At 68.4% G+C, this 17,330-nt stretch carries 18 protein-coding genes; 6 read left to right on the top strand and 12 right to left on the bottom strand.

Annotated elements, in window-relative coordinates; all coding sequences use genetic code 11:
• From F9Z44_RS03525 to F9Z44_RS03515, 3 genes are read right to left on the bottom strand one after another with little or no spacing between them, the layout of a single operon-like run.
• A complete protein-coding gene (locus tag F9Z44_RS03525) occupies nt 1-1,668 on the bottom strand; it encodes an acyl-CoA carboxylase subunit beta (protein WP_159603652.1) in 1,668 nt (555 codons plus the stop codon).
• A complete protein-coding gene (locus F9Z44_RS03520; protein WP_159603650.1) occupies nt 1,661-2,563 on the bottom strand; it encodes an SDR family oxidoreductase in 903 nt (300 codons plus the stop codon). Before F9Z44_RS03520 ends, F9Z44_RS03525 begins: the two co-directional genes overlap by 8 nt.
• The gene (locus F9Z44_RS03515) at nt 2,560-3,255 is read right to left on the bottom strand and encodes a TetR/AcrR family transcriptional regulator (RefSeq protein WP_159603648.1); all 696 of its coding nucleotides are present in this window, start codon (nt 3,253-3,255) and stop codon (nt 2,560-2,562) included. The genes F9Z44_RS03520 and F9Z44_RS03515 overlap by 4 nt, the downstream gene beginning before the upstream one ends.
• Before the next feature lie 144 nt (nt 3,256-3,399).
• Between F9Z44_RS03515 and F9Z44_RS03510 the strand changes: the two genes are divergently transcribed.
• From F9Z44_RS03510 to F9Z44_RS03500, 3 genes are read left to right on the top strand one after another with little or no spacing between them, the layout of a single operon-like run.
• The gene (locus F9Z44_RS03510; RefSeq protein WP_159603646.1) at nt 3,400-4,635 is read left to right on the top strand and encodes a saccharopine dehydrogenase family protein; all 1,236 of its coding nucleotides are present in this window, start codon (nt 3,400-3,402) and stop codon (nt 4,633-4,635) included.
• 3 nt (nt 4,636-4,638) lie between these two features.
• Nucleotides 4,639-5,082 (top strand): hypothetical protein, encoded by a 444-nt coding sequence (locus tag F9Z44_RS03505; RefSeq protein ID WP_159603644.1) that lies wholly within the window; start codon nt 4,639-4,641, stop codon nt 5,080-5,082.
• A gap of 40 nt (nt 5,083-5,122) precedes the next feature.
• Complete coding sequence (locus tag F9Z44_RS03500; RefSeq protein ID WP_159603642.1) at nt 5,123-6,235, top strand: NADH:flavin oxidoreductase/NADH oxidase; 1,113 nt, start codon at nt 5,123-5,125, stop codon at nt 6,233-6,235.
• 4 nt (nt 6,236-6,239) lie between these two features.
• Here F9Z44_RS03500 and F9Z44_RS03495 read toward each other — a convergent pair whose 3' ends face one another.
• From F9Z44_RS03495 to F9Z44_RS03470, 6 genes are all read right to left on the bottom strand, one after another.
• The gene (locus F9Z44_RS03495; RefSeq protein WP_159603640.1) at nt 6,240-6,629 is read right to left on the bottom strand and encodes a nuclear transport factor 2 family protein; all 390 of its coding nucleotides are present in this window, start codon (nt 6,627-6,629) and stop codon (nt 6,240-6,242) included.
• A gap of 29 nt (nt 6,630-6,658) precedes the next feature.
• Nucleotides 6,659-7,819, bottom strand: coding sequence for a flavin-containing monooxygenase (locus tag F9Z44_RS03490; protein ID WP_159603638.1), 1,161 nt, complete (start codon nt 7,817-7,819; stop codon nt 6,659-6,661).
• 88 nt (nt 7,820-7,907) lie between these two features.
• Nucleotides 7,908-9,176, bottom strand: coding sequence for an RNA polymerase sigma factor (locus F9Z44_RS03485; RefSeq protein ID WP_159603636.1), 1,269 nt, complete (start codon nt 9,174-9,176; stop codon nt 7,908-7,910).
• A gap of 10 nt (nt 9,177-9,186) precedes the next feature.
• Nucleotides 9,187-9,597: a VOC family protein gene (locus tag F9Z44_RS03480; protein ID WP_159603634.1), complete on the bottom strand. Its 411-nt coding sequence runs from the start codon at nt 9,595-9,597 to the stop codon at nt 9,187-9,189.
• Nucleotides 9,598-9,611: 14 nt separating this feature from the next.
• Nucleotides 9,612-10,037, bottom strand: coding sequence for a YciI family protein (locus F9Z44_RS03475; RefSeq protein ID WP_159603632.1), 426 nt, complete (start codon nt 10,035-10,037; stop codon nt 9,612-9,614).
• A 77-nt stretch (nt 10,038-10,114) separates the two neighbouring features.
• A complete protein-coding gene (locus F9Z44_RS03470) occupies nt 10,115-10,468 on the bottom strand; it encodes a YciI family protein (RefSeq protein WP_159603630.1) in 354 nt (117 codons plus the stop codon).
• A 99-nt stretch (nt 10,469-10,567) separates the two neighbouring features.
• Between F9Z44_RS03470 and F9Z44_RS03465 the strand changes: the two genes are divergently transcribed.
• Nucleotides 10,568-10,849 carry a cupin domain-containing protein gene (locus F9Z44_RS03465; protein WP_159603628.1) on the top strand — a complete coding sequence of 94 codons (282 nt, stop codon included), beginning with the start codon at nt 10,568-10,570 and terminating at the stop codon, nt 10,847-10,849.
• Between the two features lie 86 nt (nt 10,850-10,935).
• Nucleotides 10,936-11,970 carry an endonuclease/exonuclease/phosphatase family protein gene (locus F9Z44_RS03460; protein WP_159603626.1) on the top strand — a complete coding sequence of 345 codons (1,035 nt, stop codon included), beginning with the start codon at nt 10,936-10,938 and terminating at the stop codon, nt 11,968-11,970.
• A gap of 6 nt (nt 11,971-11,976) precedes the next feature.
• On the opposite strand, the gene F9Z44_RS03455 is transcribed toward F9Z44_RS03460, so the two are convergent.
• Both F9Z44_RS03455 and F9Z44_RS03450 read right to left on the bottom strand, forming a co-directional pair.
• The gene (locus tag F9Z44_RS03455; RefSeq protein ID WP_159603624.1) at nt 11,977-13,182 is read right to left on the bottom strand and encodes a tetratricopeptide repeat protein; all 1,206 of its coding nucleotides are present in this window, start codon (nt 13,180-13,182) and stop codon (nt 11,977-11,979) included.
• 15 nt (nt 13,183-13,197) lie between these two features.
• A complete protein-coding gene (locus F9Z44_RS03450) occupies nt 13,198-13,962 on the bottom strand; it encodes an enoyl-CoA hydratase (RefSeq protein WP_159603622.1) in 765 nt (254 codons plus the stop codon).
• A gap of 216 nt (nt 13,963-14,178) precedes the next feature.
• Here F9Z44_RS03450 and F9Z44_RS03445 point away from each other — a divergent pair, with 216 nt between their 5' ends.
• The gene (locus F9Z44_RS03445) at nt 14,179-16,434 is read left to right on the top strand and encodes a patatin-like phospholipase family protein (RefSeq protein WP_159603620.1); all 2,256 of its coding nucleotides are present in this window, start codon (nt 14,179-14,181) and stop codon (nt 16,432-16,434) included.
• A 7-nt stretch (nt 16,435-16,441) separates the two neighbouring features.
• Here F9Z44_RS03445 and F9Z44_RS03440 read toward each other — a convergent pair whose 3' ends face one another.
• Complete coding sequence (locus tag F9Z44_RS03440; protein ID WP_159603618.1) at nt 16,442-17,251, bottom strand: acyl-CoA thioesterase; 810 nt, start codon at nt 17,249-17,251, stop codon at nt 16,442-16,444.
• Between the last annotated feature and the right edge of the window lie 79 nt (nt 17,252-17,330).

Genomic DNA, 17,330 nt, shown 5'->3' with positions numbered 1-17,330 from the left:
TTACATGCGCGCCACGCCGAACTGCATGGGTCGGGGTTCGCGCGCTGCTGCTTCAGTGCAGGTGTCCAGGCAGAAGGCGAGCACGGCACGGGTGTCGCGCGGGTCGATCACGCCGTCGTCGAGCACCAGGCCGCTGGTGTAAAAAGCGTCGGCCTGACTTTCGAACACGTTCACGATCTGGTCGAACTGCGCCTGCATCTGCACCGGGTCGGGCGTGATGCCTTTGCGCGCCATGCCAGCCTCGGCCACGATCTGCATCGTGCGCGCGGCCTGCTCACCGCCCATCACCGCCGTCTTGGCCTGCGGCCAGCTGAAGAGAAAACGAGGCTCGTAGCCGCGCCCGCACATGCCGTAGTTGCCTGCGCCAAACGACGCCCCGCACTGGATGGTGATCTGCGGCACGGTGGCGCTGGTCACCGCCTGGATCATCTTGCTGCCGTGCTTGATCATCCCGCCCTGCTCGCTGTCCTTGCCCACCATGTAGCCGGTGGTGTTCTGCAAGTAGACGATGGGGTGGCCGAGCTGGCACATCCACTGGATGAAGTGCGTGGCCTTGTTCGCGCCGGCCACGTCGATCGGGCCGTTGTTGCTGATGATGCCCACCGCGTGGCCGTGGATGCGGGCCTGCACGCACAGCGTGGCGGCGCCAAAGAGCGCCTTGAATTCGAGCAGCTCCGAGCCATCGACGATGCGGGCGATGACCTCGCGCATGTCCACCGGCTCGCGGTGGTGCGCAGGCATGAGGGCGAGGAGTTCTTCGCCAGGAAGGAGGGGTTGGCGCTCGTGGCCCCCACCCCTGCCCTCCCCCAAGGGGGGAGGGAGTTCCGGCCCCCTCCCCCCCTGGGGTAGGGCTGGGGTGGGGGCCCGCGCCGCCAACTGCCCCATCAACCGCCGCGCAATCCCCAACGCCTCCCGGTCATCCTCCGCCAAATACTCCCCCAGCCCCGACACACCGGTGTGCATCTCCGCCCCACCCAGTTCCTCCTCGGTGGCCACCTCGCCCGTGGCGGCCATCAGCAACGGTGGCCCGGCAAGAAAAGCCCGTGAGCGCCCGCGCACCATGATCACGATGTCGGAGAGGCCCGGCATGTAGGCCCCACCCGCCGTGCCCGAGCCGTGCTGGACCGTGATCACCGGCAGTCCAGCGGCCGAGTGGCGCGCCAGGTTTCTGAACAGCGCCCCGCCGTGCACGAAACCCTCGACCTTGTATTTCATGAGGTTGGCACCAGCGCTTTCCACCAGGTGCACAAAGGGCAGCTTGTTCTGCAGCGCAATGTCCTGCACGCGCAGGATCTTCTCCAGCCCTCGCGCCTGGATGGCACCGGCCTCGATACCGGAGTCGCTCGCCACCACCATGCAGCGCACACCGGCAATGAAGCCCATGCCCGCCACCATGCCGCCGCCGGGCACCGACTTCTCGGGGTCTTTCGTGTCCTGCAGGTAGCCGGCCAGCGAACACAGCGGCACCCAGGGCGCGCCCGGGTCCAGCAGCAGGGCCACGCGCTCGCGCGGCAGCAGCTGGCCGCGCTTGTCAAACACAGGTTTCGATTTGGCCGAGGTCTGTGCGGCGCGGTCTTCGAGCGCGCGCAGCTGCGCGATGCGCGCGAGCATGGCTTCGCGGCGCTGTCGCGCCTGCGGACTCTGGGGGTTGAAAGACGATTCAAACATCCTGAAAAACCTTCGGCGTCACATAACGATGAAACCCATCAAAGGGCTTCACCGCATCACGGTCCTGCACGGCCACGGGGGCGGCCACCTGGCCCCAGCCCATGCGCACCTGCGGGCGCGCGCCGTCCACGCGCAGCACACTGCCGCTGATGAAGCTGGCGGCGGGCGAGAGCAGGAAGACGATGGCGGCCGAGGTTTCGGCCTCGTTGCCGAAGCGCCCGGCCGGCACCGTGTCGCGCATCTCGCGCAGCATGGGGCCGGCCTCTGCTGGATAGTGGTCCATGCCGCTGGAGGCGATGTAGCCCGGCGCCACCGCGTTCACGCGCACGCCGCTGCGTGCCCACTCCAGCGCGGCGGTCTCGGTGAAATTCACCATGCCCGCGCGTGCTGCGCCGCTGTGCCCCATGCCGGGCATCGAGCCCCACATGTCGGCCACGATGTTGACAATTGCGCCACCCCGCTCCTGCATGCTCTGCACATAACACTCGCGCGCCATCAGGAAACCGCCGGTGAGGTTGGTGTCGATCACCGCCTGCCAGCCCTTGGCGCTGATGTTCTCCAGCGGCGTGATGTACTGGCCGCCCGCGTTGTTCACCAGCGCGTCGATGCGGCCGTGCGCGCCGACGATGGCGGTGACCACGGTGCGCACCGCGTCTTCATCGCGGATGTCGCAGGCGTGGAAACTCGCGCGTCCGCCGTCGGCCACGATCTCGCCGGCCGTGTCCTGCAGCTTCTCCAGCTTGCGGCCGATCAGCACCACGTGCGCGCCCAGGCTGGCGAGCTCGTGCGCGGTGCAGCGGCCAATGCCCGATCCGCCACCAGTGACCACAATCACGCGGCCCTGCAACAGGCCAGGGGCAAACGCCGATCGGTAGTGCTTGTGTTCGGTGGTCATGTCGGTTCCTTCAGAAAGAGTTGCAAGGCCGAGGTGGTGAGGTCGTCGAGCGAGGCGCGCGCACGCGCCTTGGCGCTGCGGCCCGAAGGCGGTGCGTACCACTGGGCCGACCAGTTGAGCGCGCCAAAGATCATGAGCCGCGCGAGCACCGGATCGCTGCCGAGCTGGCCTTGCGCGTGCAGCGCCGCCAGCACCGGCACCCAATCGGCCTCGTACTGGTCTTTCAGGCGGTTGACCTCGCCACGCTGCGAGGCGTCCAGCGAGCGCCATTCGTAGAGCATCACGGGAATGAAATCGCTGTCGGGGCCGAGCAGCACGTCGAAGTGGTTGCGCACCAGCACCCGCAGGCGCTCGCGCACACCGGCGCCCGGCGGCAGGCCGGCCAGCGCGGCGTTCTGCCGCTGCAGCGCGCCCTGCATGCCTTCCAGCATCACCGCAGCCAGCAGGGCTTCCTTGCTCTCGAAATGGTAGAAGGGCGAGCCCGAGCGCATGCCCACGGCGGTGGCAATGTCCCGCGTGCTGGTGCCGGCAAAGCCCTGCGCCCGAAACAGCCGCGCCGCCGCGGTGACGAGTTCGCGCCGCCGGTTGCCGTCGTCGCGCTCATCGGCGGTCTTGCGCGGCCGCCCACGCGAGCGCCGCGGTGCATCGCTGCCCGCCTCCGCAGCCAGGGGTTCGGGAATGTCCAGGTTCATGGACACAAACCATAGCAGTGCCGCCGAATTTCAACAAGCACTTGCTTTGTGAAAATGTGAAGAGCTGTCTCCGGTTCGACATCGGTGCTCCGTGCATACCCTGAGAGAGAGGGTGTGAACCCCGCGTTTCTGCGACCATGCCGCATGGACAAAACCTTCGACATCATCGTGTTCGGTGCCACCGGCTTCACCGGACGGCTGGTGGCCGAGTACCTGCACAACACCCAGGGCACCGGCGGTGATGTGACCTGGGCCATGGCCGGGCGCAGTCGGGAGAAGCTGAGCCAGGTGCGCGACGAGCTCGGTATCAGCCCTGCCCTGCCGCTGCTGGTGGCCGACGCAAACGACCCGCCGGCGCTGTTGCAGCTGGTGGCGCGGGCCCGCGTGGTGATCACCACCGTGGGGCCGTACCAGCGGCATGGCCAGGCACTGGTGGACGCCTGCGCGCAGGCCGGCACCGACTACGTCGACCTGTGCGGCGAGCCGGGCTGGATGGCACAGATGATCCCGCGCCTGCAAGGTCCGGCGGCGGCCAGCGGCGCGCGCATCGTGTTCTCGTGTGGCTTCGACTCCATCCCGTTTGACCTCGGTGTGGTCTACCTGCAGCACGAGGCGATGCAGCGCCTGCGCGCCCCGCTGGTGCGCGTGCACGGCCGGGTGAAGGTGATGAAGGGCGGCTTCTCGGGCGGCACGGCGGCCAGCCTGCTGGCCACGCTGGAAACCGCCGGACGCGACCCGACACTGGCGCGCACGCTGGCCGATCCGTTTGCGCTCACCCCGGGCTTTCGCGGCCCCCAACAACCCGACGACAGCACCGCCGCTTTCGACGAACTCGCGCAGTCGTGGAGCGGGCCGTTCGTGATGGCCCCCATCAACACCAAGAACGTGCACCGCACCCACGCGCTGCGTGGCCATCCCTGGGGCACCGATTTCACGTACAGCGAACGCATGCTCACCGGCGGCGGAACGAGTGGGGAGAAGCGCGCCAGGGCGCTCGCGCGCAACACGCGGGTGCAGAACGCGCTGCTGGCCTTCGGCCCCACGCGCGCGCTGATCCGCCGCTTTGCGCTGCCGCAGCCGGGGCAAGGTCCGACGAAAGAACAACGCGAGAAGGGCCGCTACGAGGTGCTGTTCATCGGCCAGACCGCAGACGGCCGCACCCTGCGGGCCAGCGTGAAGGGCGACCGCGACCCGGGCTACGGCTCCACCTGCAAACTCATCAGCGAAACCGCGCTGTGCCTGGCGCGCGAGATCGACCGGGACATGACGCCCGGCGGCGTGTGGACACCCGGCGCGGCCATGGGCCTGACGCTGGTGCGGCGGCTGCAGGAGCGCGCAGGCCTGACGTTTCAAGTCCTCAACGAGCCCCAACCGAGCTGAACCGTGCCCGAGCAACGCATCGCCATCGGCCACGCCAGCGAGATCCCGCCCGCCTGGGGCGCGCCGCGCACGGCTTCGCGCCGCTTCACGGTGGCCATTCGCGAGCCGCGAGGCACCGAGACCTTTTCTGTGGCCTGGGGCGAACTCACGGCCGACCCGGGCCGGGACTGGGTCGTGATGCTGGACGACGGCACGGCCTACCCGATCAAGAAAGACCTGTTCGCGCGCACCTATGAAGCAGCCGGACCGGGGCGCCACCGCAAGGTGGAGCGCAGCCGCCTGGTGCAGGTGCCGCCCGACACCGTGGCCTTGCTCGCCACCCTGGAAGGCCCACTGGAAGTGCGCCACCCCGACTACGTGGCCGTGGGCGCGCAGGGCGAGGTGTATGCCAACGCGGCCACCTGGGTGCGCGAGCACCTCACCTTCGACCCGATCAGCGGCGCCTGAGTCCGCCATTCACCTTTCTTCTCCGCTTCAAGGAACCACCGTGAGCCAGCTGTTTTCGCCTTTCGCCCTTGGCCCGCTGCACCTGAAAAACCGCATCGTGATCGCGCCCATGTGCCAGTACTCGGCCGACCAGGGCAACGCCACCGACTGGCACCTGATCCACCTCGGACACCTCGCGCTCTCAGGTGCCGGCCTGCTGATCCTGGAGGCCACGGCGGTCACGCCCGAAGGTCGCATTTCCCCCACCGACCTGGGTCTGTGGAACGAAGCGAACGAACTCGCGCTGGGTGAGGTTCTCACCAAAGTGCGCAAGCACTCGGCCATGCCGATCGCCATCCAGCTCTCGCACGCGGGGCGCAAGGCTTCCAGCCGCACGCCATGGGAAGGCGGCCAGCTCATCGCGCCAGAGGACGGCGGCTGGGAAACACTGGCGCCCTCGGCCATTCCGCACCTCGCGCACGAGGCGGCGCCACACGCGCTCGACGCCTCGGGCCTGGAGCGCATCCAGCAGGCGTTTGTGGACGCGGCCCTGCGCGCCCAGCGCATCGGCATCGACGCGATCGAGTTGCACGCGGCGCACGGTTATCTGCTGCACCAGTTCCTCTCACCCATTTCCAACCAGCGCACCGACGCATACGGCGGCTCGCTGGAGAACCGCATGCGTTTCCCGCTGACGGTGTTCGACGCCGTGCGCGCCGCGCTGCCGGCCCACATGCCGTTGGGCATGCGCCTCTCGGGCACCGACTGGGTGGACGGCGGCTGGGACGCCGGACAGAGCGTGGTGTTCGGCCACGAACTCAAAAGGCGCGGCTGCCACTTCATGCATGTCTCCAGCGCGGGCATTTCGCCACTGCAGCAGATTCCGCTCGGCCCCGGCTACCAGGTGCCACTGGCCGAACAGGTCAAACGCGAGGTGGGCCTGCCCACCATCGCCGTGGGCCTGGTCACCGAGCCCGAGCAGGCCGAAGAGATCATTGCCAGCGGTCGCGCCGATCTCGTGGCCCTGGCGCGCGCCATGCTGTTTGATCCGCGCTGGCCCTGGCACGCAGCGGCCAGCCTCGGTGCGCAGGTGGACGCCCCACCGCAGTACTGGCGCAGCCAGCCGCGCGGCATGAACCAGCTGTTCGGCGACGTGAAGATCGGTCAGCGCTGAGGGCTCAGATGGCGGCGCCCGGAGGCGACTGGGGTGTGCGCTGCGCCGGGTCGTAGAAAAACTGTTCCTGCACGATGCGCTCGCCCTCCCAGCGCTGGTGCGCGAGTTCTTCCATCTCGGTGACCGAGTCGTCCTGCCAGACGAAGCGGAACACCCAGCGGATCACCACGTGGTCACCGTTCACGAACACCGGGCGCACGCAACGCGAGTCAACGGAGGCCGCTCGCGCCATCACCTTGCGCTCGCCCGCCAGCAGAAGGTCGCGCCCCACGCGCGGCGCGGCCTGGTTCTCCTGCATGGAGGCGTGCGGCGCATAGAAGGTTTCGATGGCCTGGACGTGGTCGTTGCTCTCGACCAGGGCGATGAAGCGTTCGAGGGTGTCGGTGGTCGGCATGTGCTGATCCTTGCTCAATCCGGTTGGCGTCACGGCTGTGTGGCGATGTGGTCGGCCACCCGCTGGGCCTGCCCTGCGATGGCTCGCAGCAGACCGCCGGGCTGGCGCACGTCAAAGCCCACGAAACACACCCCGGCCAGCGCGCCCTGCCCCACCACATCGGCGGGCATGCCGCGCGCGTCCAGCGGCAGGGGTGTGGTGGGGAACAGCTCGCCCAGGGCGGCCTCGAAGCCGGTGGCCAGCAGCACCGTGTCAAACGGGTGTTCGGTGCCGTCGGTGAAGCGCACGCCGCCGTGCAGCAGGGTCTGGATGCCGGGGTAGACCTGGATGTCGCCGCTCTTGATGCGCGCCACCGTGCCAACGTCGATCACCGGCGTCTTGCCGTCTTCGCGCAGCTGGCGCAGCGGTGACACGCTGGCGGTGTGCAGGCCGTAGCGGCCGAGGTCGCCCACACTGAGGTTGCGCAGCAAGGTGGCCGCGGCATCGCCCAGCGCGGGCGGCAGGCGGCTGAGCAGGATGCTGGAGAGCTGGGTGGGCCGGCCCAGAACGTCGCGGTAGACGATGTTGATGGGCGAGCGAACCGAGAGCGCGGCGCGCACGCCATGCTCCACCAGGTCCAGCGCGATCTCGGCACCCGTGTTGCCCATGCCCACCACCAGCACGCGCTGGCCAGCAAACGGCCTGGCATTGCGGTATTCGCGGCTGTGCAGCACGCGCCCGCCAAAGATCTCCTGGTGTGGCAGCGTGGGTGCGCGTGGTTGGCGGTTGGCGCCGGTGGCCAGCACCACCTGGCGGGATGCGATGACGCGGCCACGCGCCGTGCGCGTGAGCCACCGGGCGCCACTGCCCTGCGGCGCCGCTTCGATGCCCACCACGGCCTCGCCCAGCTCGGGTGCGATGCCGTGGTGCTGCGCGTAGGCCGTGAGGTAGTCCACCACCCCCTGGCGCGACACATACCGTGGTGCGTCCGCTGGAAACGGCAAACCCGGCAGCGCCGAATGGGTCTTGACGGTGTGCAGGTGCAGGCGCTCGTAGTGGTGGCGCCAGCTGGAGGCCACCTCGTGCGCCTGATCGATCACCAGCGCCCGCACGCCGCGCTGCGCCAGGCAGGCCGCCGTGGCCAGCCCGGCGGGGCCTGCGCCGATGACGAGCGTGTCGGTATCGGTGCGGGTGGTGGGGTGGGGGTCCATGAAGGCGCGTTGTTCTTCTTTGATCCAGTGTGGCCGGCAGGTGCGCGCCGCGCCATGAGGGCTTTCACCCGTGCAAAAGGACCACAGATCAGCGCAGGCTCTGCGCCCGTTCCAGCAGGAAAGTTCGCTCGCGCTCGTTGCCGGCCAGCGCAGCGGCGCGGTCGAACTCGGCGCGGGCCTCTGCGCGGCGCCCCAGCTGGGCGAGCAGATCGGCACGCACGGCGGGCAGCCAGTGGTAATGGCGCAGGGCCTTGTCATCCAGCAGGGTGTCCACGATGGCCAGCCCCGCCGCCGGGCCGGCGTGCATGGACACGGCCACCGCGCGGTTGAGCTCCACCACGGGCGAGGGCGCCACCCGCGCCAGCTCGCTGTACAACGCGGCAATGCCCGCCCAGTCGGTGTCCTGGGCGCGGACCGCGCGGGCATGGCAGGCGGCAATGGCGGCCTGCAACTGGTACGGCCCAGCCATTGGCGCCAGCGCCTGGGCACTCGCCAGCGCGGCCAGGCCCCGGCGGATGAGCAAGGCGTCCCAGCGCTTGCGGTCTTGCGCGGCCAGCAGCACAGGGCGACCTTGCGCGTCGGTGCGGGCCGTGGCGCGCGAAGCCTGTATTTCCATCAGCGCGAGCAGGCCGTGCACCTCGGCCTCCTGCGGGGCAATGCCGGCCAGCATGCGGCCCAGACGCAAGGCCTCGTCACACAGGGCCGGGCGCATCCAGTCGCCGCCACTGGTGGCGGTGTAGCCCTCGTTGAACACGAGGTACACCACCTCCAGCACCGAGGCCAGGCGCTCGCCCAGCGCCGAACCGCGCGGCACCTCGTAAGGCACGCCGGCCTCGCTCAGCGATTTCTTGGCGCGCACGATGCGCTGCGCGATGGTGGTTTCGGGCACGAGAAAGGCGCGTGCAATCTCGTGTGTGGTGAGGCCGCCGAGCAGCTTGAGCGTGAGCGCCACGCGCGCGTCGGTGGAGAGCACGGGATGGCAGGCGGTGAAGACCAGGCGCAGCAGGTCGTCGCCAATGTCGTCCTGCATGGCCTCGTCAAGCGCATCCACAAAATCGGGCACGTGGGTGGCGCCCAGCGCCTCCCTGTCGGCGGCGATGTCGACGTGCCGGGCCTCGGCCATCTGGCGGTGGCGGAGGTGGTCCAGCGCGCGGCGTTTGGCGGTGGTCATGAGCCAGGCGGCGGGGTTGTCGGGCACGCCGTCTTTGGGCCAGTGTTCGAGCGCGGCCAGCATCGCGTCCTGCGCGAGTTCTTCGGCCACGCCCACATCGCGCACCACGCGCGCCACATGCGCCGTGATGCGCGCGGACTCCAGGCGCCAGACGGTGGCAATGGCTTGGTGGACGCCGGAATGCATGCGCGGGAATCTACATCTGTTGGGGCGCGGCGGCTTCGTCCATCCAGAACACCTCCCACTGATGACCGTCCAGATCGGCAAAACCGTGCTGGTACATGAAACCATGGTCGATGGCTGCATTGGGCGTGGTGGCCCCACCTGCGACGGCCTTGGCCACGAGGGCATCCACCTCGTCGCGGCTGTCGCACGAGAGCGCGATCAGCACTTCGGTGGTCTTCTTCGCGTCGGCGATCGGCAGCTTGGTGAAGCCCTGGAAGAACGGCTCCACCAGCAACATGGCGTAGATGTTGTCGGCAATCTGCAGGCAGGCGCCCTGCTCGTTGGTGAATTGCTGGTTGAAGCTCAGGCCCAGACCCTTGAAAAAGGCCTGTGACTTGGCCATGTCCTTGATGGGCAGGTTGACGAATATCTGGCGCAGCATGGTGGGTCTCCTGTTCAGTTTTTCAGGGTGGCATCGAGCTTCTTGAAATCCTCCAGCGGCTGGCTGGGCGGGAAGTCTTCCATCTCGTAGAGCTGGCGCAGCTCGATCACGGCCTCCTTGCCCCGGCCAGCCGGGTTGGGGAAACGGCGGCTCCACTCCAGGGCTTCCTCGCGAGTGCGCACCTGGATCAGGGTGTAGCCGGCAATCAGCTCCTTGGCTTCGGCAAACGGGCCATCGACGATGCGCTTGCCGCCGTCGGCGCTGTAGTGCACGCGCCAGCCCTGGCGGCTGGGGTGCAGGCCTGAGCCGTCGAGCAGCACGCCGGCCCGGGCCAGCTCCTCGTGGTACCGAACCATCTCGGCCATGAGCGCTTCATCGGACACGGGGCTGGTCTCGGCTTCAAACTCGTCGCAGGACTTGACGATGATCATGAATCGCATGGGGTTCTCCTGGTGGGTTGGGTGGTGTCAAGGGCTCCATGCGGTACGACGAAGCAGCCGCGGTGTTTTCGACAGGCTCACTGGTAACAGGGTCCCACCTCGCGCACTTCGACCGTCGCCCACTCGGCCGCCGGGCACTCGCGGGCGATGGCCACCGCTTCATCCCGGCTGGCGCAGTCGAGCAGGAAAAACCCGCCCACCATTTCCTTGGCTTCGGCAAACGGACCATCCACCACCTTGGCCTGCCCCCCGGCAGTGGACACGCGCACCGCGCTGGACTGCGACGCCAGGGACTCCACCGCCCTGAGCTTGCCCTGCGCCTGCAAGGCCTCGCCAAAACGCTGCATGCGGCCGTACACCTCGCGGCCTTCGGCCTCGGTGCGCGCGGCACGCTGCGTGGTGGGTTCGATGATCAGCAACATGAAGGACATGGCGGTCTCCAGACGATGGCGTTGATGCAGGCTGAACATCCTAGCCGCACCGTCACCCGCGCGCTTGACCTGCGCTCAACGGTGCGGAGAATCCGCTCCATGAACACCACCACCTTCGAGAGCTTCCGCCAACAACGCCTCGCCGAGGGCTTCGACGAAGTGCTGGAGCGTGAATGGGCACCGCTCACCGAACTCGACACCCACAGCCACCCCTTTGCCGCCAACGCGCTGGTCGCGCGCGGCGAGATGTGGCTCACCGTGGACGGACACACGCGCCACCTGCTGGTGGGCGACACCTTCGAGCTCGACGCGCATGTGCCGCACGCCGAGCGCTACGGCGCCGAGGGCGCGGCGTACTGGGTGGCGCGGCGCAACGCCTGAACCGCCTGGCGCCTTCCCCCAGGTGAGGGTGGTGTTTTTGCGCAATGCGCGCACAGTGGTGGCCTCAACCGTCAGGAGGGTCCGCCATGAACCTGAAACAACTCAGCATCGGTTCGTTCAACCTCTACAACCTGAACGAGCCCGGCCTGCCGATGTACACCGACCAGACCGGTTGGACGCAGGCCGAGTACGACCGCAAGATCGGCTGGACCGCGCACCAGCTCCAGTCGCTCGACGCCGACGTGTTCGGCCTGCAGGAAATGTGGAACCCGGTGTCGGTGCAGCGCGCACTGACATCGGCCGGTGTGGTGGACCGTTACGACCTGCTCGCCCCGCCCGGCTCCAACGGCAAGCGCATCGACTGTGGCGCGCTCGTGCGCAAGCGCTTGCTCACGGGCCAGCCCGAATGGATCACGAAGTTCCCGCCCGGCTTCGTGCTGCGCTCCACCGGCGACGACCCCCAGACACCCGCCATCAGCGTGAGCATCCAGGGCTTCTCCAGGCCGGTGCTGCACTTCACCATCCGGCCACGCAGCCCGGGACCCGAGGTGCATGTGTACGTGTGCCACTTCAAGTCGAAAGGGCCGACCAAGGTGCACCACGAGAAGTGGTTCGAGGCCAACGAAGCGCTCTATGGAAAACACACCATCGGCCTGGGCGCGGCGCTGTCCACCATCCGGCGCACCGCCGAGGCCACGGCGCTGCGCTTCCTGCTCTCGGAGCAGATGAAGGGCAACGACACGCCGGTGATCGTGCTGGGCGACATCAACGACGGCCAGCACAGCAACACCGCCAACATCCTCACCGAGCAGCCGCGCTACCTGGTGGGCATCAGCACCGGCGGCGGGGACACATCGCTCTACACCGCGCAAACCCTGCAGGAATACCGCGACACCCGCGACGTGTACTACACCCACGTTCACCAGGACGTGCGCGAGTCACTCGACCACATCCTTGTGAGCCAGGAGTTCTACGACCACAGCAAGAAACGCCAGTGGCTGTTCGACGGCCTGGTGATCAACAACGATCACCTGAACTTCGAGGACCACAAAGCCCTGGGCACCGGCGACCACGGCGTGATCCGGGCGTCGTTCAGGTACAGCCCGTCGAAGGTGGCCTGAGCAAGGTCAGGCGCTGGCCACTGGCTCCATCAGCACATACAAACCCATCACCGGCTGGCCCTGGTCTTCGCGCAGCGGGGCCTGCCAGCTCTGGCGCACGCGAAAGCCGTTGAGCGCGGCGAGCCGGTCGATGTAGGTGGGTGAGTGGGCGTAGCGCAGGCTGGGCAGCAGCTTGAGTTTGCTGCCGTCGCCGGCAAGCTCGACCGAGAACGCGAAACACGCGCCGGGTTGCAGGCGCTCGCGCACCGCCTCGAACACCGCATCGAGCGCGCCCACGTAGATGAACACGTCGGCCGCCATCACCAGATCCACCGGCTCGGCGCTTTCGCGCAAAAACGCCAGCAGGTCGCCATGAACCACACGCCGGTAAACACCGCTGGCCCGGGCCTGGGCCACCATGGCGCCAGACAGGTCCACCCCATCCACCGCGCCAGCCTGCGCCTGGATGAGGCGGCCACACAGGCCGGTGCCGCAGCCCAGGTCGAGCACGCGCTCGAAACGCTGACCACTGGCGCGCAGCGGCGCCAGCAGGGTGTTGTGCGCCTGGTAGTTCAGTTGCTCGACCAGGTGCGTCTGGAAGTCGTCGGCGTACTCGTCGAACAGGGCTTCCACATACAGGGACGGCGGGTGGGCCGGCGCGGCATCACCCCGCACCGACGCGAGGTAGAAGCGGTTGAGCGATTCGTCGCCACCGTGGGCGAGCGCCTGCTCGTAGCACCGCGCCGCCTCCGCGTGGCGCCCGGTGTCGCGCATCAGGCTGCCACGCTGGCTCCACGCTTCGGCCAGGGTGGGCTCGATGGCAACGGCCTGGTCGAGCGCGTGCAATGCCTCGACCGGCTGCTGCAGGCGCATGCGGCACATGGCCAGCGACAACCACAGCTGCCCGGTGTTCGCCCCCAGGCGAATGCCTTGGTGCAGGGCGTGCGCAGCTTCGCTCCAGTGCGACAGCGCCTCGTGTGAAAGCCCGAGCGCGATCCAGGCGTCGCGGTGCGCCGGGTCCGCCTTCGTGGCCTGGGACAGCGTGGTCACGGCCTGTGTCCACTGGCCCAGCCGGCACTGCGTGACGCCGAGGTTGGCGAGGATGGAGGGACGCCCGGGAACCAGCGCCAGGGCAGCCTGGTAGCGGGCTGCGGCTTCGTTCAACTGCCCCGCTTCGAACAAGGCATTGCCTTCGAAGAAATGGGCCTTGGCTTGTTCGGTGGGGTCGGTCATGGGGGGGCTCGCCGTTCACACCTTTGAAAAATCCGGCTTGCGCCGTTCCATGAACGCGCCAAAAGCTTCCTTGGCCGCCGGCTCGCCGAGCATGCGGCCGAAGCTCACGCCTTCTTCGGCCATCACGGCCATCACCTGCTTGAGCTGGCCCTGCTTCATCAGGCGCTTGGTCTCGATCAGCGAGCTGATGGGTTTGGCGGCCATCTTGCGGGCCACGGTCTGCGCGTAGCCGGCCACCTCCAGTGGTGGCAGCACGCGGTTGACCAGGCCGACTTCGAGCGCGGCCTCGGCCATGAAGGGTTCGCCCAGCAGCAGCGCCTCGGCGGCGCGGTGGTAGCCCAGCATCTGCGGCACCAGCAGGCTGCTGGCGGCTTCGGGGCACAGGCCGAGGTTGACGAAGGGCATGGAGAAGGCGGCGTTGTCGCCCGCGTAGACCAGGTCGCAGTGGAACAGCATCGTGGTTCCCACGCCCACGGCCGGGCCACAGACGGCGGCGATCAGCGGCTTGGGGAACTGCGCGATGCCGCGCAGGAAACGGAACACGGGTGAGTCGGTGGTGGCGGGCGGGTTGTTCAGAAAGTCGGCAATGTCGTTGCCGGCGCTGAAGATGGCCTCGTTGCCCTGGAACACAACGCAGCGCACCAATGCGTCGTCCTGCGCGGCCTGCAATGCGTCGGCCAAGGCGCTGTACATGGCGGCGGTGATGGAGTTCTTCTTGTCGGGGCGGTTGAACGTCAGGGTGCAGACGCCGGCTTCGGTGTGGACGAGGATGTCGCTCATGGGGTGTCTCTCGGTGGCAATTGGGGCAAAGGGGGGTCAGCGCAGGGCTGCAAGGGAAGCCGCAAATTACCACGAACGGGCGTGCTTTTCTGGGTCGCACTCCCAAGGCCTGACGGCTGCGTGACAGCGTGTATCGGCGCCGGCTTTCAGCGGGTGCCCCGCCTACACTTGGCCGCATCCCGGCGCCTGGACGCCGCTTCCGCACACAGGTGTTTCATGCGCTCCCGATCCATCCTTCTGATCTTCGCCACGGTGGCGACCCTGCTCGTGCCACTGCCCTCGGCCGCACAAGGCACCACCGCCAGCGAGCGCCCGCGCGTGGCCCTGGTGCTCTCGGGCGGCGGGGCGCGCGGGTTTGCGCATGTGGGCGTTCTCAAGGCACTGGAAGCCGCGCGGGTGCCGGTGGACATGATCGTGGGCACTTCCATGGGCGCGATCATCGGCGGGCTGTACGCCAGCGGCATGAAGGCGGACGACCTGGAGCGCGAGATCGTGGGGGTGGACTGGGGTGGCCTGTTCAACAGCCGCGAGCCACGCCAGCTGCTGTCGCAGCGCCGCAAGGAGGAAGACTTCGAGCTCTCGCCGGTGCTGCAGCTGGGTTTCCGCGACGGCGAGTTCCGCCTGCCCACCGGCGCGGTGTCCAGCCGCTCGCTGGAGATGCTGCTGCGCCGCTACACGCTCTCGACACGGCATCTCGAATCGTTCGACCAGTTGCCCACGCCGTTTCGCGCGGTGGCCACCGACATGGAGACCGGCCTCGCGGTGGTGATGGACCGGGGCGATCTGGCCGCGGCCTTGCGCGCCAGCATGTCGGTGCCCGGCGTGTTCTCCCCCCTGTCGATCAACGAACGCATCCTGGGCGACGGCGGGCTGGTGAACAACCTGCCGGTGGACGTGGCGCGCGCCATGGGTGCCGAGGTGATCATCGCGGTGAACATCGGCACGCCGCTGGCCGGGCGCGACACGCTGGGCACGGTGCTGGGTGTGACGACGCAGATGGTCAACATCCTGACCGAGCAGAACGTGCAGGCCAGCATCGCCACGCTCACACCGAAAGACCTGCTGCTCGCACCGCAACTCGGCAAGCTCACGTCCAGCGACTTCGACAAGGCCGCCTTGCTGGTGAAGATCGGCAACGACTACGCGGGCACGGTGAGGCAGGCGCTGGAGCGTTTCGCGGTGGACGAGCCGCGCTACGCGGGCTGGGTGAAATCGCGCAGTGCACAGGCCCTGGCCAACGCCGACCGGGTGGGCCGTGTGGGCGCGATCCGCTTTGAAGGCGTGAGCGAGGAGCGCGCTGCGCGCCTGGCCAAAGCGCTGGACACCGAACCCGGCCAACGCATGGATGTGCCCCGGCTGGAGGCCGATCTGCAAAAGCTCTCGGCCAGCGGTGACTACGAGCGCATCGACTACACCCTGAGCCGGCGCGAAGACAACGGCACGGAAGACCTGACGATCGACCTGCGCGAAAACGCCTGGGGCCCGAACTACCTGCGCGTGGGACTGGACCTGCGCACCGACTTCCAGGGCGAAGGCGCGTTCAACCTGCGCATCAGCCACAACCGCCACTGGCTCAACGAGAGCGGCGCCGAGTGGCGCAACCGCGTGCAGCTCGGCGAGACCGTGGGCCTGTTCTCCGAGATCTACCAGCCGCTGGGCGCGGACGGCGACCGCTTCGTGGCGGCGTATGTGGATGGCACGGTCAACAAGGTGGAGCTCTTCAGCGACACCGGGGACGCGCTGGCGCTGGTGCAGCGACAGGGGGCCAGGGTCGGCGCCGACCTGGGCTGGCCGATCGGGCTGCGCGGCACGGTCGGGGAGGCGCGGCTGGGTCTGGTGGCCAGTGCACGCCGCGCCACACCCGAGCTGCTGTCGGCCGCGGTGCCCGCCGGGGTGGGCACGGTGCGGTGGACCGAGCGCGGCCTGCGCGCCGCCGTCATCGCCGACCAGCTCGACTTCGCCAACTTCCCCTCGCGTGGCTACCGTGGGCGGGCCGAACTTTCGTGGGGGCGGCGCCAGGTGGATGGCGGTGCAACGAGCGACTTCACCCGGTTGGAGAGCTCGTTCACCGCGGTCAAGAGCTGGGGCGTGCACAGCTTCAACCTCGGTGGGCGGCTGGCCTACACCAACCAGATCCCGCTGGCCGCCATCGACGAATATTCGCTCGGTGGCTTCCAGAACCTCTCGGGTTACCGAACGGCGCAGGTGGCAGGCAACTACCTGCTGTTTGGCCGACTCACCTACTACCAGCGCCTGCCTTACTCGGTGGGCGTGGCGCGCGCGCTGTTCGTGGGTGGCTCGCTCGAAGCCGGCAACGCCTGGACCGAGCGCAGCGACATCACGCTGCGCAAACTGCGCGGCGCAGGCAGCCTGTTCGTGGGCGCGGACACCGGTATCGGCCCGCTTTACCTGAGCATCGTGAGTGCGCCCAAGGGCTACACCGGGCTCTACCTGTTCCTCGGCAGGCCCTGAGCCCGGGTCATTCCTTGAAGTACACCACTTGATGGGTGGTGGCCAGCAACTGGCCAGCTTCGCTCCAGACCTGGGCGGTCTGGTCGAAGAAGCCGTTGCGGAAGGCTTGTGCGCTGGCCTGCCCTTTCAGCCAGCCTGTGCCAACAGTGGCGAGCTGCGTTGAACCGGCGTGGAAGTACACCGTCATCGACACCGTGCCCGCCGGCACGCGCGTGGCACGGCGCAGCCACACGCGTGGGTAGAACACATCGGCCATGGCGGCGAGGCTGCAGAAGTCGAGTGGGCGCGCGGGTTCGTCGCGCACCCACAGTGTGCTGCGGCTGGCGTCGCCACTGCCATCCCACGCGGTGGGAATCGCGCCCTCGGTGATGCGGATGTCGTAGCGCCGCACCCACTCCACCATCGCGACCATGTTGGGCTTGCCCACCGCGTCGGGCGTGGGCATGTCGGGCGCGGCCAGTTCGTCCACGCTCCAGGTTTCGCGGCGCGCGGCCGTCACAGCGGTGGCGGTGAGCACGGTCCCGCCCGCCTGCACGATCTCCATGACCCAGTGCTGGGTGGATCGGTTGGTGCGCGCGGCTCGCGCGATCACCTCGAACGGGCCATCGGCCAGCGCCGCGGCGTAGTTCACCGTGAGCGACACCGGCTCCCCCAGCAGGGCCGGGTGTTGCAGCACGGCATTCAGCGCGGTGGCGGCCGTGACTCCACCGAACGGGCCGACCATGTTGGCGTAGGCGGGCGTGGTGGCGCCTGCGAAGCGACCCTCTCCCAGCGGTTGCAAGGCGATGGCTGCGTCGAATGAATGCATCGTGGTCATCGCCAGAGTGTGTTGGAGACAGGAAGAATTCAACGTCCACCAAGCGACAGCCCCTCCGGTGCGAAACAACCCCACAACC

The sequence above is a fragment of the Hydrogenophaga sp. PBL-H3 genome (genome assembly GCF_010104355.1).
Classification (GTDB): Bacteria; Pseudomonadota; Gammaproteobacteria; order Burkholderiales; family Burkholderiaceae_C; genus Hydrogenophaga.
Note: the sequence above shows the minus strand (reverse complement) of the source record. Positions and strands in the feature narration are given on the sequence as shown.